10 protein-coding genes, 1 tRNA gene and 2 pseudogenes are annotated in these 15,414 nt (G+C 36.6%); 1 reads left to right on the top strand and 12 read right to left on the bottom strand.

Features of this window, described 5'->3' with window-relative positions; translation table 11 throughout:
* Positions 1–177: 177 nt before the first annotated feature.
* From F4V44_RS11645 to F4V44_RS11625, 5 genes are all read right to left on the bottom strand, one after another.
* Entirely contained in the window at positions 178–1,521 is a 1,344-nt protein-coding gene (locus tag F4V44_RS11645) for an MFS transporter (protein WP_150440198.1), read from the bottom strand.
* 144 nt (positions 1,522–1,665) lie between these two features.
* Entirely contained in the window at positions 1,666–3,135 is a 1,470-nt protein-coding gene (locus F4V44_RS11640) for an aldehyde dehydrogenase family protein (RefSeq protein WP_150440197.1), read from the bottom strand.
* 68 nt (positions 3,136–3,203) lie between these two features.
* Positions 3,204–4,973 carry a thiamine pyrophosphate-requiring protein gene (locus F4V44_RS11635; RefSeq protein ID WP_150440196.1) on the bottom strand — a complete coding sequence of 590 codons (1,770 nt, stop codon included), beginning with the start codon at positions 4,971–4,973 and terminating at the stop codon, positions 3,204–3,206.
* A 198-nt stretch (positions 4,974–5,171) separates the two neighbouring features.
* A complete protein-coding gene (locus tag F4V44_RS11630) occupies positions 5,172–6,140 on the bottom strand; it encodes a ketopantoate reductase family protein (RefSeq protein WP_150440195.1) in 969 nt (322 codons plus the stop codon).
* Between the two features lie 659 nt (positions 6,141–6,799).
* Positions 6,800–7,588, bottom strand: coding sequence for a carbon-nitrogen hydrolase family protein (locus F4V44_RS11625; RefSeq protein ID WP_223881865.1), 789 nt, complete (start codon positions 7,586–7,588; stop codon positions 6,800–6,802).
* A gap of 417 nt (positions 7,589–8,005) precedes the next feature.
* Here F4V44_RS11625 and F4V44_RS11620 point away from each other — a divergent pair, with 417 nt between their 5' ends.
* Complete coding sequence (locus F4V44_RS11620) at positions 8,006–8,890, top strand: LysR family transcriptional regulator (RefSeq protein WP_150440194.1); 885 nt, start codon at positions 8,006–8,008, stop codon at positions 8,888–8,890.
* Positions 8,891–9,246: 356 nt separating this feature from the next.
* On the opposite strand, the gene F4V44_RS11615 is transcribed toward F4V44_RS11620, so the two are convergent.
* The 7 genes and pseudogenes from F4V44_RS11615 to F4V44_RS11585 form a co-directional block, all read right to left on the bottom strand.
* The gene (locus F4V44_RS11615) at positions 9,247–9,954 is read right to left on the bottom strand and encodes an IS6 family transposase (protein WP_150440193.1); all 708 of its coding nucleotides are present in this window, start codon (positions 9,952–9,954) and stop codon (positions 9,247–9,249) included.
* Between the two features lie 353 nt (positions 9,955–10,307).
* Positions 10,308–10,381: transfer RNA gene (locus F4V44_RS11610), tRNA-Asn, on the bottom strand.
* Between the two features lie 69 nt (positions 10,382–10,450).
* Positions 10,451–11,410 (bottom strand): vWA domain-containing protein, encoded by a 960-nt coding sequence (locus F4V44_RS11605; RefSeq protein ID WP_150440192.1) that lies wholly within the window; start codon positions 11,408–11,410, stop codon positions 10,451–10,453.
* A gap of 60 nt (positions 11,411–11,470) precedes the next feature.
* On the bottom strand, positions 11,471–11,935 hold the full coding sequence (locus F4V44_RS11600) for a hypothetical protein (RefSeq protein WP_150440191.1): 465 nt from the start codon (positions 11,933–11,935) through the stop codon (positions 11,471–11,473).
* A 146-nt stretch (positions 11,936–12,081) separates the two neighbouring features.
* A pseudogene (iscB, locus tag F4V44_RS28125) lies at positions 12,082–13,341 on the bottom strand (RNA-guided endonuclease IscB).
* Positions 13,342–13,876: 535 nt separating this feature from the next.
* On the bottom strand, positions 13,877–14,890 hold the full coding sequence (locus F4V44_RS11590) for an AAA family ATPase (protein WP_150440190.1): 1,014 nt from the start codon (positions 14,888–14,890) through the stop codon (positions 13,877–13,879).
* Between the two features lie 126 nt (positions 14,891–15,016).
* Positions 15,017–15,364: pseudogene (locus F4V44_RS11585) on the bottom strand (DUF6744 family protein); the annotation flags it as partial.
* Between the last annotated feature and the right edge of the window lie 50 nt (positions 15,365–15,414).

Below are 15,414 nucleotides of genomic sequence, written 5' to 3'. Positions count from 1 at the left end.
TGGAATCAGCTATAGCTTGTTTAGTATCTTCAAAACTATTTAAACTGAACTAAATTACTAAGTAATATTATGGTGATATTTGGAGTTTTTAACAGACCCTTTTCATGATATTACTTGGGAAAACACCAAACTCAAGTTTAATCAAATGTCTTTAGGTTCATCATGGGTTTTATTTTTCTATAACACTTGCTTATCTGAGTCATAATTTTCCAAATCAACATTCGATTCCCTTTTCTTTTGTATAAGCATAATAGCAAATGCTGCGATAATTCCTGCTACAGCAAAGGCCATAAAGCTTTGGTATAATGCCAAATTCATAGAAAGAAGGACTCCTCCCATCATTGGACCAGAGATAGCGCCAAATCTTCCAACCGCAGACGACCAACCAATGCCTGTTGAACGTATGTGAATAGGATAATACTGAGAAGTAAAGGAGAATAGTAGAATCTGTGTACCAATGGTTCCCGCTCCGGCGATGGCAATAAGAATATAAAGAAGAACGATGTTTGGCTGAAGTCCCAGTGAAACTAAAGATACTGCTCCTATGAAAAAGAATAGAACAAGAACAGTTTTAGCATTCCAGCGGTCTGATGCCCACGCTCCCAAAATCGAGCCTCCAATTGCTCCTAAGTTTAAAACTAATAAGAACATTAAACTTGAACCCATTGCATATCCTGATTCAGTCATAATTTTTGGTAACCAAGTATTTAAACCATACATCATTAATAAACACATAAAATATGCAATCCAAAACATGAAAGTATTGATAGCACGGCCATTTCTAAATAATTGTGAAACAGTTGTACCTTTTTGTTTAGGAACAACGATTTCATATACATCATTTTTACTAGGAATAAAGCTAGGATCTATTTTAGATAACATTTTAGCAATCTGTTTATTTTTCTTTCGAGCCACAAGAAAACCAGGAGACTCAGGAAGAGATTTATACATTATAGGGATTGTAAGTAATGGGATAGCTCCTACTAAAAACATGGATTCCCATCCAAATTTTGGAATCAAATAGATTCCAAGAGCTGCTGATAGTATCCCACCTAAAGAATAACCACTTAACATAATAGAAACTAAAGTATTTTTAGATGACTTTGGAGAAAACTCGGTCATAAGTGCAATCGCATTTGGCATCATTCCTCCTAAGCCTAGACCTGCTATAAAACGAAAAAGACCAAACTGAGTAGTATTCGTAGCAAATGCAATTAATCCTGTAAATAGACTAAAAATCGTTACACAAAGAATAATGATATTTTTACGCCCAAATTTATCAGCTAATGGACCAAATATAAACCCACCAAACATCATACCTAAAAGCGCATAACTACCTAAAGCACCTGCTTGAATCCCTGTTAATGACCATTCTTCCATAAGTGCAGGTACAATGGTTCCATATACAACTAAATCAAACCCATCGAAGACTAGAATAAAAAAACACCAAAAGACAACAAGTCCATGAAAGCGATTAAATTTTGATTCATCCACAAATTCTCTAACATTAATTGAATTCATATTTTACCCCCTCATCCAGATAAACGTGCTTTCAAACTAAACCTTTTTCCATTAAAACTTCAGCATTCAATCTTTGCTCAGAAGGACGATAAGAGAACTTTCTAATCGTCCTTCTGAGGTATTACGCAATATTCATTTTATTGTCTAAAATGGAAAAGGCCTTGGTACCTTTTGAACAGACACCCATCTTGTTGTTGTAAATTCATCTAAAGACCATTCCCCACCATATCTTCCCAAACCAGATGACTTTTCCCCGCCAAATGGAATATTTGGTTCACAGTTGACGCTTTGGTCATTGACGTGAATCATTCCTGTGTGAACTTGGAGAGCTACGTTTACTCCATGTTCCACATCGCCAGTGAAAACAGCACCACTCAGTCCACAATCACTTTCATTTGCGATCCGAATTGCTTCTTCTTCGCTATCAACCGGTAAGATGGCTGCAACAGGACCGAATAATTCATTTTTGGCTACGGCCATATCATTTGTAACATCTGTTAGAATAATTGGTTCAACGAAGGTACCTTCGATTTTACCTTTTAGGATACAATTTGCTCCTTGTTCAATGGACTGATCCACCAATGATTTAATTTTGTTTACTTGCCCCTCGTTTATAAGTGGCCCGATAAATACTTCTGGATTGGCAGGGTTTCCTGCTTTTAGCATCGCTGTTTTTTCCTTAAATACTTGTACAAATTCATTGTAAATATTACGGTGTACGATGATACGATTCAGGGACATACAAATTTGTCCTTGATGTAAAAACTTACCGAACACAGCAGCGCTAGCCGCTTGATTCACATCAGCATCATCCAGCACAATCATGACATTGTTGCCACCAAGTTCTAGGGCAGCGCGCTTTAAATGTTTCCCGCACAACCCACCAATACGGCGACCTACAGCTGTAGATCCTGTAAAGGAGATAACCTGTGGAATCGGGTGTTCTACAAAAGTATCACCTATCTCAGCAATATCCACCACGACTACATTGAATAGACCTTTAGGTAGTCCCACTTTTTCAAATACTTTCGCGATGATGAGACCACCCGAAATATATGTTTGTAAATCCGGCTTCGCTACGACTCCATTTCCAGCTGCAAGTGCTGGTGCAATGGCGCGCATAGATAGATAGAATGGGAAATTAAATGGACTGATGACCCCTACGACACCCACCGGAAAGCGATATACTCTATTTTCTTTATCCGGTATCACAGAGGAACGGATTTCACTGTTCATTTTAAATGGAATATTTGCGAATTCTTGAATATCTGCGATTGCTAAGTCTACCTCAACATTGGCTTTAATCACACTGCTTCCAGTTTCGGAGATGAGAACACTGACGATTTCTTCTCTCATGCTTTCGACGACTTCCGCAGCCTTTTTCATCATATCCGCACGTTCACTCGGATTACTTTGCTGCCAATGAATCTGAGCTTGCTGTGCTTCTTTATAAGAAGCATCAATATCTTTAATAGAAGCCAATTTGATACTTACTAAACTTGATTGATCAAACGGGTTTTTATTTGTATATGAATTTTGGCTGTTGCCTTCTTGCCATTCTCCACCAATATATTGCTTTGTCCAACTATTAAGTGTATTTGTAACTGTTGACATTTTTTCGCCCCTACTTTTTTAATATTATGAAAATTATGAATATTGCAACTGATGTTAGATACTACCTCTTATTTAATAGCTTGTAGGTCTTCTTTATTGGATTCCTCTTTTCGTTCACCCTCACTTACTACAGTTAGCAGATGAACATCAAGAACAGCTGAACGTCCTTCTTTTACAGCTTGCAGACACTCTTTAAGAGCATCCTGCAATTGTTCTGGATCTTTGACACTCTTGGCAAAAGCGCCTCCCGCTGCTTCTGCGATTTTTGAAAGATCCGCAACCGGTGTAAAATCAACGAAGAATTCATTGGTTTGTTGGGCAATTCCAGTAGGGTGGACACCAAGGGTAGATAGTTTTGGTGATTTCCATCCATGATTGTTGTAAATAACCGTTAAAAATGGTGTATTATATCGGTTGGCCATCCAATGAACCGTTGATGGAATACTAAACATATAAGCTCCATCACCAGTAAGACTAATTACAGTTTTATCTGGTTTAGCCAGCTTCACTCCAATGGCTGCTCCTCCATTCCACCCTAATGACCCTGCGCCGCTACCAAAAAGAGTACCACTTTGGTTTACATTCAGATGATTTGAGATTGTCGGATAGTTGGAGATTCCTTCATTCAAAACAATCGTATCCTCATCCATGATTTCACGAATACACGCTGTTAAATATTCCGGTGTAATATAGTCATGACTTGCTTCTTCTAGTAAGGCTAGGGATTGTTTTTGACTTTCGTGTACTTTTGCATAAGTCTTTAGTCGCTTACTAACAAGCTCTGAATCAATATTTTCATTATTGCCTAATTGCCCGTTTAACTGTTGTAAAGCGATGTGTGAATCTACTTTGAAAAATCTCTTAGAAGGGATGTACCATACAGGCATTTCTTCTTTAATCGGGTCAATATCAAAGTAATAAATAGTCGCTTGATCAGACGGCTTGTTTTTTAATGGAATCCAAGGAACGTCACTGTCCATTACGAGAATAAGGTCCGCATCTGCGATTAATTCATTTTGTCCTGGTGTATTCCATTGATACCCGCAATGTAATGGGTGATCAGAAGGAAAGTTCATATAATTTGGACATGATTCAATGACCGGGATAGACAAAAGCTCACAGAATGTAACTAATTCGTCTACTGCCTCTGGATTACGTCCTAAGTAAGAAGTAACCACAAGTGGTTTTTCAGCCTTCAGTAAGTCTTGAACTACCTCATTAACAGATTGAGGAGGCATAGCAGTCGGCATGATCGGCTCCCACAGAGACGTATCAATTGTAACTGGTTCGACTTCTGCTTCCATGACCTCCCGTGCACCCATTAAGTAAACAGGACCTTTCGGATCACTTTTAGCAAATTGTAGAGAACGATGTACGATTTGTTTGATATTCGTTCCCGTACGAATTTCATTATTGTATTTAGAATACCCACGCATAATTCCACGCTGGTCAAAAACATCCTGAATCCAGTGAATAAATTCGTTCCGGCTTCCTGTTAACTCGCCTTCTTGTGTAAAAGGAGAAGCTCCCGCAAATATAAGAACCGGTACTCTTCCTTTTGATGCATTATGAATAGCACCGCCCAGGTTCTGTGTGCCACATTCAACGTGAATAATAACAGCTTGAGGTTTTCCTGTAATTTGTGCATATCCATGCGCTGAACTTAATGCTACCATTTCATTTGGACAAATAATGACTTCCGGTAATTTTTTATTTTTTAATTTAGCCTCAGCAAGGCTTTCAATAATGGCTGGATGATCACTTCCCAAATTAGCAAATATATAAGAGACACCTGCTTCCTGCAGAGCTTCTAAAAATGCGGTACTTGCTGTATACATATAAATCCCTCTCTCTATTTAATTTGCAAATAGTGTATTAATCTCTTCTACTTTTGTCTTGATCTTTTAATAGAAATCAGCCGTTTTAACTATAGTGATAGGGTTACACTCTAAATGCTTTTTCCAATGCCATTATTTAACGACCGTTCCTATTAATAGCTACTACATATTTTTTTCATTTATCTACTAGCATTTATTTTATTTTGAAACAGATTCTTTGGTTTTCTCAGCATCTGTATTAAGATTTTGTATATCATACGTATTTTCAATCGTACAGATTAAGTTATACAATGCTTCTGTATATGGAACTTCTATATTTACCTCTTTAGCTTTTTTAACGATTCCTCCATTAATAAAGTCATTTTCTGTTCTTCTTTTATTAATAATATCTGCTGACATGGAGGTAAAATGATCTTTATGAACCTCAAATGTAGCTGTTAAACTCTTAATGACAGATTCTTCCGATACATCTACTCCATGAGCATTAGCCACAGCTACGGCCTCTTTTGCAATGGTATAAACAAGATGTTTTCCCTGCTCTGTTACTGCCATACCTCCGCACGGTATTCTGCAAATCGCAGTTGTTGCATTAATTGCTGCATTAAAAGCAACCTTTTCCCAAATTGCTACCATCACATCTGGTACAATTTGACCATTTAGTCCTGACTCTTGTAACGCGTCTTTTATGAAATACAACATTTCATTTTCTATACCGTTAACTGACATAATTTTTGTATAACCCGAACCGTGTGAACTGATTTTTCCAATCCCCTTAACATCACTTGGGTGATTTGTAACCCCGGCAATTATTTGGTCGTATGGAACATATTCGCTGATTAATTCTATATTCCCTAAACCATTTTGAAGGGTTAACACATAAGTGTCCTTACCTAAGAACTTTTTTGCCGACTCTAATGCAGATCTTGAATAGATTGTTTTTGTAAACAAAATAACCAAATCTACTTCTTCGTTTATATCTTCAGCAAACGCAGCCTTAATAGAAATCAAATGATTTCCATCATCAGCTTCTAGATGTAAACCTTCGTTATTTAGTTTTTCTATAACAGCAGGAGCAACATCGACCATTGTAATATCATAACCTTGCAAAGCTAATCTGCCTCCAAAAAGCATCCCCATTGCACCTGAACCAATAACTACTATTTTCACACTTGGCCCTCCTCATAGATTATCAAATTTATATATACCCAAATAAAAGGAATACATTTAAGCTATAATATTTTCGTTTTCACTAGTAAGTTCAAGATTTCCCCTATAAACTGCCTCTACTTGCTTTTTCTTTTTTCTACTAAAAGCACATTATTGCAAAAAAGCAGCGAGTTACTCTCAAGTACCAGCTATTGCAACGTTCATTAACATTCCTCCAATATTCAGTTGATGTAAATTTATATTAAAACGTTTTCAATCATTGAACAATTCTAATATAACTATTCAATAATAGTTTATAACTATTGTTAAGGTGTTTAAGTCAATAAATAAGCGGATTTTTGATAATCAAATAAAATAACAAAAACATTAAATTTTTAGAATTTTATGTAGAATAATTACGAAATCTATACAATATCGGTACAGGTATTTCCTTTAAGATACTAGATTAGATTCTAATAGCCAGGAGGATAGAACTTACCTTGAATATCTGGCTGCTTATTAAAGACTTCTGGCTCTGCCAGGTATTGATTAGGAATTAAAATAAAAGAAGATGGACTCTATGAATATAGTGTCCATCTCTTTGTTAATCTTAAAACCTCTTTGGAATATCCTTTACTGGGATAAATGATATATCTAAGGGTTTTGTTCCTTTTTCGTAGTTATTTAGATATATAATGATTATTCTTTGGTTTAGCCCCAAAATCAGTACTCACTATTTTCTCATACCATTGAGAATACAGTTCTGGGCGCCAATCACAGGAATCAATAGATTCGTTGTATTCCCAAAGGCTGTTAAGAAAAGAACTTTCAACGCATGAGAGATCTATAGTTGCTGTTGCAACAGTACCTTCATCTGCACCAGGATCAAGAAATTTTTGACCCGTATAATAATGAATATGTGGTGGTTTACTTGAGGGACCAATGATGCTAGATCCGCCCATAAAATAAGTAGTTACATCCTTATCATATAAATTAGCTGTGGCTATAAACATGTCATTAGTACTGGACAAATACTCCAAAGAAAGGTTCCCATAATAGCCACCTGCTCCCCCGCTCTCCTCTGTTCCAATAGCAGAACAGTTAATAAATAGACGTGATCCCATTGCTCGACAGTACCGCATAATTTCTGGGAAACAATAGGTATCATAACAGATTCCAACCCCAGCAGGTCCCCAAGGAGTTTCGAATAAAACTGGAGAACTCCCTCTATCGGCCCAATTCATTTCTGAGAAAGGTAGATGGATTTTGCGGTAAGTACCTATTACCCCTTCCGGCCCACAAATAGCTGCCGAATTATATACTTTTGTTGGATCATTAATATCTCTCTCCGCAAGACCGTATAAAACATAAATACCGTATTTTTTAGTTAATTCTGCCATTGCATTAAATAAGGGACCTGGTACCGTTATGCATTTTCTCCTCCACGCGCTTCCCTTTATCGTCATCATAACCTGTTTTTCACTTGAGTTTTTTATCTAAAAAGGTTGTTAGTGTAACCTATTTAATTGATTGGTACCATTTCAAAGGTTACAAATTCCCACGTAAAACAAACTACAAAAAATTCAGTACATCGCTCAAGAACAATCTATTGCTATATTTCCAGCCCTCCTATTATCAACTTGATGTAAATTTATGTTAAAATGCTTTCATTAATTGAACAATCCCTGTATAACTATTAAATAGATTTTAAAAAATAACTTACTACCTTTCTGTTAATTAAATAAGAAAACAAAACATATTAAATTTTCAATGTTTTATGTGACTTTCTGACAAATTCCTCTAAAATAGAAGTACATATTTCTTTTCAAAAAAGAATTCATTCATGCATTGCTGTTATAAGTATAGATGAAAGAGGTATTTAAACTATGGACCTACGACTTCTTGAATATTTTCTTGCTGTTTCTGAAGAACTTCATTTCACAAAGGCTGCTGAAAAATTAGGAATTAGTCAGCCGACACTTAGTCAACAAATCAAAATCCTTGAAGATAGATTGGGTGCTAAGCTTTTCAAACGTATAGATAGAAAAGTTTATATGACAGATGCAGGAAATATTTTATTAAAACGTACCCTACGAATCTTTAATGAAGTAGAGCAGGCACAAACAGAAATCAATGAAATTATGGGTCTTAAACGGGGAACATTGACAATAGGTTGTTCAGGAAGTCATTTACTTCGGGAGTTTGTCCTGTCCTTTCATGAACAATACCCTGGAATTCAATTGTCTATCCTTGAATTTCCGACCGAAGAAACAAGACTTAGGCTTCTAAAAAATGAATTAGATCTTGGTATCGTCTATATGCCCTTAGAGGATGACCAACTTGAGACCATTCCTTTATTTTACGAAAAGTTTTCTCTGGTTGTTTCCTCCAAACATAAGCTTTCCAATGAGCCTTTTGTAAAGCTAGAACAATTAAAAAAAATACCTATGATTTTGTTAGCGAAAAACTACATCGTTCGTCAATTTATAGATAGTGATTGTAAGGAAGCAGGTTTTATATTAAAACCAATCCTTGAACTGTCTACTTATGAATCTTTATTACATTTGGTAAGCCTTAACTTAGGAACAACCATTCTTCCTAAATCATATCTCGCAAGGATAAATGATGAACAAATTAGAGAAATTCCAATCGTTGATCAAAAACTGAAGAAAAGAGTAGCTGCAATTTATAGAAAAGATATATTTATTGATAAACCACTAAAAACACTTATTAACCATCTATCCCATAATTTTGAAAAAGAGATATTTTAGTGTAAATAGATAAGTGTTTTACTGATTTGAATAGAAAACGGCACAAAAGAACAGCAGTATACTTAGAAAAGGGAAGCAGATAAAAAGGATTTATATTTCTATGATCTGCTTCCTCAATTTACCTTGCAAAACTAAGTTATACACAGTAATTGAAAATAGCCATGATTTTTATGCCGGACATGCTAGCCATAAGGATTATATCCTCACGAATTTAATATTCCGATTAAAGGATTTTAGAATTAGAAAAAGCACTAAGTAAATTTATGATTGAACCTTAAAAAAGCACTTTATATGGTTCTGGTGCAAAGATTGCATTTATTTGAATGAGGTATATAGATTTCTAATAGAATCTGGTCTTATGTAGCTATTCCAAATAGCTGATGAATGAACATCACTTGATTTTGGACAGACTTGTCCCGTAAAGTAAGTTGTCCTTTTTTAATGATATGCATTGCTTCTATTCCCGAAAGAATAGATTTGGCTGTACGAAAAGATTTCAATCCTAACATCGTACGAATTCTCTTTTTAATAAAACGATGGTCTTGTTCCACAATGTTATTCAGATATTTTACCTGCCTTATTTGGATGCCTACGGGCATCTTTTTCTCTTTTTTCAACTCTTCAATCGCTTTAGTATAGGCTAGGTTCTTGTCTACTGTGATAACACGGAGCTTTGAAACATGAAAAGACCGCAAAGCTTTCTTAAAAAGGCGCTTTGCAGCCTTATGCTCTCTTGTTTTGCTTAAATAAAAATCAATCGTATTTCCTTCTGAATCAACAGCACGATAAAGGTACATCCATTGACCCTTGACTTTCACATACGTCCCATCGACTCGCCAAGAATCATTGGTTGACTTAAGATGGCGCCGTACTCGCTCATCTAATTCAGGACCATATTGATGAACCCAGCGCATGATGGTTGTATGAGCAAGAGATAAACCACGTTCTTCCATCATTTCGACTAAATCACGAAAACTTAGGTTGTACCGTAGATACCATCTTACCGTTAATAAAATTATATCAGGCTGATAGTGTTTCCATTTGAACAAATTTTTCTTTTCCATACCGATCACACACCTTTTTTAGAGTAATAGTATCAGTATGTCCAAGATTCAAAGATTACTTACAAGTGGTTTGGAATTTTTGCACCAGAACCACTTAGGGTGATGGGGAAATTGTGACTAAAATTCTAACCTTTTCTGAACAGAGGTAGAGTCAAAACAAATTGTGGATTTTAAATCCACATTATGGAATAATGAGATGCTTTTATTTGCCCTGCCTTCGCTTAATTCCTGACCTTTATCCGTCATTTTACCTTTGGGTCAAGAAAGATCTCGTTGCGCAAGTTACCGACCTATACACTTAGCAGGGGAGCACCTCTTCAGCCACCGAGTGCTCGATCAACTAATATAGAAAATGGTTCCGCAGGTAGGATTCAAACCTACGACCAATCGGTTAACAACTGATTGCCCTACATTGAGCTACTGAGGAACACTAAATAAAACGATAAGTAAGACCTCAGTCAAAAAAACTGAAGTCTTTATTCTTACTAAATAAATTTTAAATTTTAAAAGCTTCATCAGCTGCCAAAAAGTCATCAGCATTAATCACTCGATCACAGAATTTCTGCACTGTTTGAAAATCAACTTTTCTCCCAATTAAAACCGATAGACATTGAAACTTCTTCTTATCCTTTGTACTTCTATATTCTTCAAGGAATTCATCTGGAAGATTGGCTTGGCCATCTGTCACAAACACAATGTCAGCTTGTTTAAAACGACTTTCATTTATAAGTGATAAAAATTGTTTCAATGGGTCGTAGAAGTTAGTTCCACCGCCCAAAAAATTTCCAGCTAAGTGAATGAGATCATTCGTGGTACTTTTCCCTTTTGGAAATACCGTAACTTCTGCATTTGTAGAAAATGTGATTAATGCAAAATCCCTTTTCTGTTTTCGCGCAATATTCATCAAAGCAAGAGCGAATCCCTTGCTTTGAGTATCCAGTTTTCTCATAGATCCAGATTGATCCAGACATAAAATAATTGGCCCTTTCCCCAATGTATCCTTTCCTTTTTTATCAAACATCATAGTCTGTCCTTCTGCAAAACGCCTAATAAAATCAACTTTTGCCTGCGGTATAGCCAGACTAGAAAGCTCAATTGGGAGTAAACGATCTACTTCATTTCCGATCGTTACGCCACTACGTTCAATAGAATTTCGATGTAAATGCTTCTGTTTAGCACGAGCAATCTCCTTAAACCGGCCGGCCCAATCAGCAATCTCTATCATATTTTGATTTTTTTGCAGCATTTCAGCCAATTCAAATTGTTCCTTCACTGGGACTTTTTTAAGTTCACTTTTACTATCGCCTTGCCCCATTCCACTGATAAGCTTTTCCATCTTATCTTTACTGTCTTTTGCGTCAGCCACTGAGGTTTTCAACATAGACTGAAGTTGATAACTTGAACCATTCAGTTTCTCTTGAAGTTGTTCAGATAGCTTCTGCATGCTTTGTTTCATTTGCTGTTTAGCTTGGTCTTGCTCATAGTTTTGTTGGTCTAATTGGTTTTGTTCATCCTGTTACTCAGTTTGTTGATGCATATCTTGAGCTTTCAGAGCTTGTTGAACCGCTTTGTTAAAGTTTTCATCTTCAAGTTGTTGATTTTGAATCCAGTCCAATACCTTATTGCCAAAAGAAATGGTTGAAAGGGCTGAAGAAACTTCATCAAACTTTGTATTTTTCCTGCACTCCTCAAATTCTTCATTTTTCATGATTGTTTGTATATAGGCATGGTTTGATGTTAATTCTTCTGGTATTTCTTCTAACAATTGTGGCTGGCTTTTATAAAAGGAACTCCAAATATCCCCCATTAATTGAGAATACAACGGAAACACAATATCCCCCTTACTTTTCAATTCCTGTAGTCCTTTAGATTTATTTAGCAAACTATTAAACTGCCTTTTATCGAATGAATCAGCATTGACCGTCGGATTTTTATACACTCTCTTTTTTCGATTTAAGCTCAACCTACTTGTCATATCCATTTTTGATCATCCCTTTCTAAATCAATTTTGAAAAAAACAGCCAAGAAAAGAAAATCTGATCCCTGGCTATTTTATAAAATTGGGCGTAAAACCCCTATCCCTTTAGGCTAGGGGATGTGCTTGCTTTTATCCTTGTTCTGCAACGATCAAATGACACATGAGTCAAAACTTGAAATGTTTTTTTGCATCATGATCCATGATTTCCTCGCACTCCTTCTCCTCATCTTAGAAAACTTTGGAATGGGCTTTAACTCCACCTTATCCCCTTTGATATCCATTAGAATGGCATATCCGGTTGACATACGTCCTTTAATGAAATATTCTTTCCCTTTGTGTTGAACCTTGTCAAACTTACGGAAGCTAAAAAGTTTTCCTGTTGGAATCACTTGTTCACTCCGAATGCCTTTGGTTTGTTGATAATCCCCATCCGATACACATTTCTTAAACAACAAGTTATTTGTTTGGAAAGTAGGAATCACCCCTTCTGTCGCAATCGCTACAGCGTCAAAGTAGTGTTCTTTTGGCAATCCCATAAGCTGACGATGTTCTTTCGTCATGAATCCAAAGGTTTCTTCTGCACAGGTTCTCTTTAATAATTGAACTCGAATACTGTTCATTTGTGTGGCATGATGGAGCTGCCCTTTTTTCTTGCCTTTCTTTTTAAGAACCACTTCTCCACAATGGAGAGCATCATGACACGTTTTACAAAGGGTCATAAGATTGGATTCTTCATTCGAACCGCCCATGCTTCTAAAAATGATGTGATGAACTTCTAACCGTTTGTTCTTTGATTTTCCTTTACAATGTTGACAACGATAACCATCTCTTGCTAACACATAAGCTTTTGTGTTGGCATATCCGTAGTTCACGCCTTTTTGATACAACCACTTGTTGGTAAGGACGGCTGGATTTTTTAACGCATGTGGATCAAAAGTAGCCGTTTCCACCACTTGTTTTGTAATCGGAAGGATCGATTTGACGAACTTCATTTCTTTGAGATGAGCGTGAATTTTACTTGTCATCGTAGGCGAAAAACGATCGGTTTTGATCGAGTTTTTACGATTGAGCCATCTAGCTTTCCGATAGCGTGTTTTTCGATTGCGTCTATTTCTTCTGTATTTCGAGCGTTGCTTCATTTTGTCGGCAATATCATTACGAATGTCTATTTATGATAGGTATAACACATGGCCTTTTTCATCCGAAACAGCAGAACCCACTTTGGAACTTCCGCTATCTAAGCCATGTGTCAACGTTTGTACATATTCTGTATCTGTTTTGTATCGTAATTGAATCGTAAAGGGCGTTCTTCGCTTCACTTTTGCTTTTCCTTGCTTCAAAAGCAATCTCGCCATTACCGAAGAGCACGGCATCAAAGGTCTTCCATCTTGATTTAAAACGTAAACCATGTCAAACATCCTTTCGGATAAAATCTCTACTCGAAAGTAGGTTATGCGTATCCTTGTACTGTAACCATACAAGGAATCCGACCTCACCTCGACAAGGTTCAAAAGGCTTTTGACATCCATGTCACCGAGCCTTACCTCAGCCCTACTTAAACACGGACGACAGAGCAACGGTCTGGTGCGTCAACCAAAGGTGTCATGACCTCATGAACGTAGCTAAGATTTCTCCTAGCTTAGTCTGGTGAACTCACCCTTGAAGGGACAAACCTAAAGACCATGTAGCTTCTTTTTTAGAAGCCACGATACCTTTAGGTTCGTGGTAGTTCACATACTCTCTCTCTTCGATTCAAACTCAACATACTTGTCATATCCATTTATGATCATCTCTTTCTAAATTGATTTTGAAAAAACAGCCAAGAAAAGAAAATCTAATCCCTGGCTGTTTTATTGCTTTCTACACATTCAGAATATTGTTGGCTATTTCATCTGCAAATCCCCGAATATTAGAACTCAATTCCAAAATCATTGGATGCTTCTGCTACTTATAGATTTCATCCAACTCATTCTGGATTGCCAAAAGTTTATTCCGAACTTCTATCCTTACTTCTACTGAAGCATCTCTGTCGATGGAAGTTTGTAATTCATTCACTTCCTGCTTTCTTTCTTCTATCAACTTTTGAAGCTTGTCCTGTGAATTCTCTTTCACGATGTGTACGGTTACGTCTTTCTGTTCAATGGTTTCCCATAACGTGTTTTGTAACAGCATAATATCGCTACGCAGCACTTGTTGTCTTCCTTCCATAAAAGCTTTCGCTCTCAAGAGTGACAAACTCTGTTTAAATCTCCGATCAGAAGGTCTGATTCCTTCTCCTTCGAGGTCCATGCGAATTTCAGCTAGAGTCTGATAAACCTCATCCGGAATATACATCATGTCAGTCATGAATTGGTACTCCAACAGTTCATTCATGGTCAAAGAAGGAATCTCTATATGATCAGTGTTCCCCTGTAGCATAGAAATGAAATTTTGGGTTTCATTCACATACTTCACTTCAAAACGCAGCAAGAATCTATCAAACAAAGCTTCCAATCCTTCTCCCTCGTCTGGATACTCATTCGAGGAACCAATAATGGACATTAATGGCGATTTTACAGGCATTTCACCGTTATAGAATAAACGCTCATTTATCAACGTTAGCAAACTATTCAAAATCGCTGAATTTGCTTTAAACACTTCATCAAGAAAAGCAAAATGAGCCTCCGGTAGTTTACTAGCTGTATTGCGTTTATACACACCTTTTTCCAGTTCATGAAGACTCAATACACCGAATAATTCCTCTGGGGTAGAAAATCGGGTAAGGAGCCATTGAAAGTAGTTACAATCCTTTATGATTTTTGAAAGCTCCGCTGAAAGGGCTGACTTACCTGTTCCAGCTGGGCCAATTAAAAGCACATGCTGCCGTGCAAGAATGGCCGTCAGAATGGCTTCGATTTCTTCTTCTCTTTCAAAGTATTTTTGATTTAATGCCTTCTTGATTTCTTGGATTTTGTTCATCTATCTCTCTCCCTTTTGATTTAAAATGAGTTTCTTTCAAATAAAAAAGGAAAGAAACCACATTGGCACATAAAATATCCAAGTGTTTTCTTTCCCATGTTTTTAATAAACGCAACTTTCTCTTTTTCATTTCGCTCTCTGCATAAGCGCTATCGATAAGTTTTTCAGCTCAACTAAACTATCACTCAATAATTCAAGATCAAGATTAACCACGCTTTGATACTCATTAAATGTTTTTACTACCCGACGAGCTTCATTGAGGGTATCAGTGATTTGAGCTTTTCTAGGATCAGAAAAATGGATGATCGATTTACATTTAGAGATAGCAGAAATCATATCATCACGGAGCTTTTTATTTACCATTCCTCTATTGTTTTTTGTATCAAACAAAGGAACAGAAAAAGCTTCTGAACTATCAAGACGATTTACCAAATCCACTACAGCGTCTAAGCTATCCTGATGATTTCGTGGAACGAAATAATACCGATAGGTAAGGCTTTGATGCTATCTCTACCTTTTCCCCC

Source organism: Niallia endozanthoxylica, from assembly GCF_008710145.1.
GTDB lineage: Bacteria > Bacillota > Bacilli > Bacillales > Cytobacillaceae > Bacillus_BD > Bacillus_BD endozanthoxylica.
The sequence above is the reverse complement of the archived record's forward strand: the minus strand, read 5'-3'. Positions and strand labels throughout refer to the sequence as shown.

Coding starts and splice junctions, on each gene's coding strand:
- F4V44_RS11605 (WP_150440192.1), bottom strand. CDS start 11,410: ATGAAACAAAGCATGCAGAAGCTATCTGAACAACTTCAAGAGAAACTG.
- F4V44_RS11645 (WP_150440198.1), bottom strand. CDS start 1,521: ATGAATTCAATTAATGTTAGAGAATTTGTGGATGAATCAAAATTTAAT.
- F4V44_RS11625 (WP_223881865.1), bottom strand. CDS start 7,588: ATGATGACGATAAAGGGAAGCGCGTGGAGGAGAAAATGCATAACGGTA.
- F4V44_RS11590 (WP_150440190.1), bottom strand. CDS start 14,890: ATGAACAAAATCCAAGAAATCAAGAAGGCATTAAATCAAAAATACTTT.
- F4V44_RS11640 (WP_150440197.1), bottom strand. CDS start 3,135: ATGTCAACAGTTACAAATACACTTAATAGTTGGACAAAGCAATATATT.
- F4V44_RS11600 (WP_150440191.1), bottom strand. CDS start 11,935: ATGGATATGACAAGTAGGTTGAGCTTAAATCGAAAAAAGAGAGTGTAT.
- F4V44_RS11615 (WP_150440193.1), bottom strand. CDS start 9,954: ATGGAAAAGAAAAATTTGTTCAAATGGAAACACTATCAGCCTGATATA.
- F4V44_RS11635 (WP_150440196.1), bottom strand. CDS start 4,973: ATGTATACAGCAAGTACCGCATTTTTAGAAGCTCTGCAGGAAGCAGGT.
- F4V44_RS11620 (WP_150440194.1), top strand. CDS start 8,006: ATGGACCTACGACTTCTTGAATATTTTCTTGCTGTTTCTGAAGAACTT.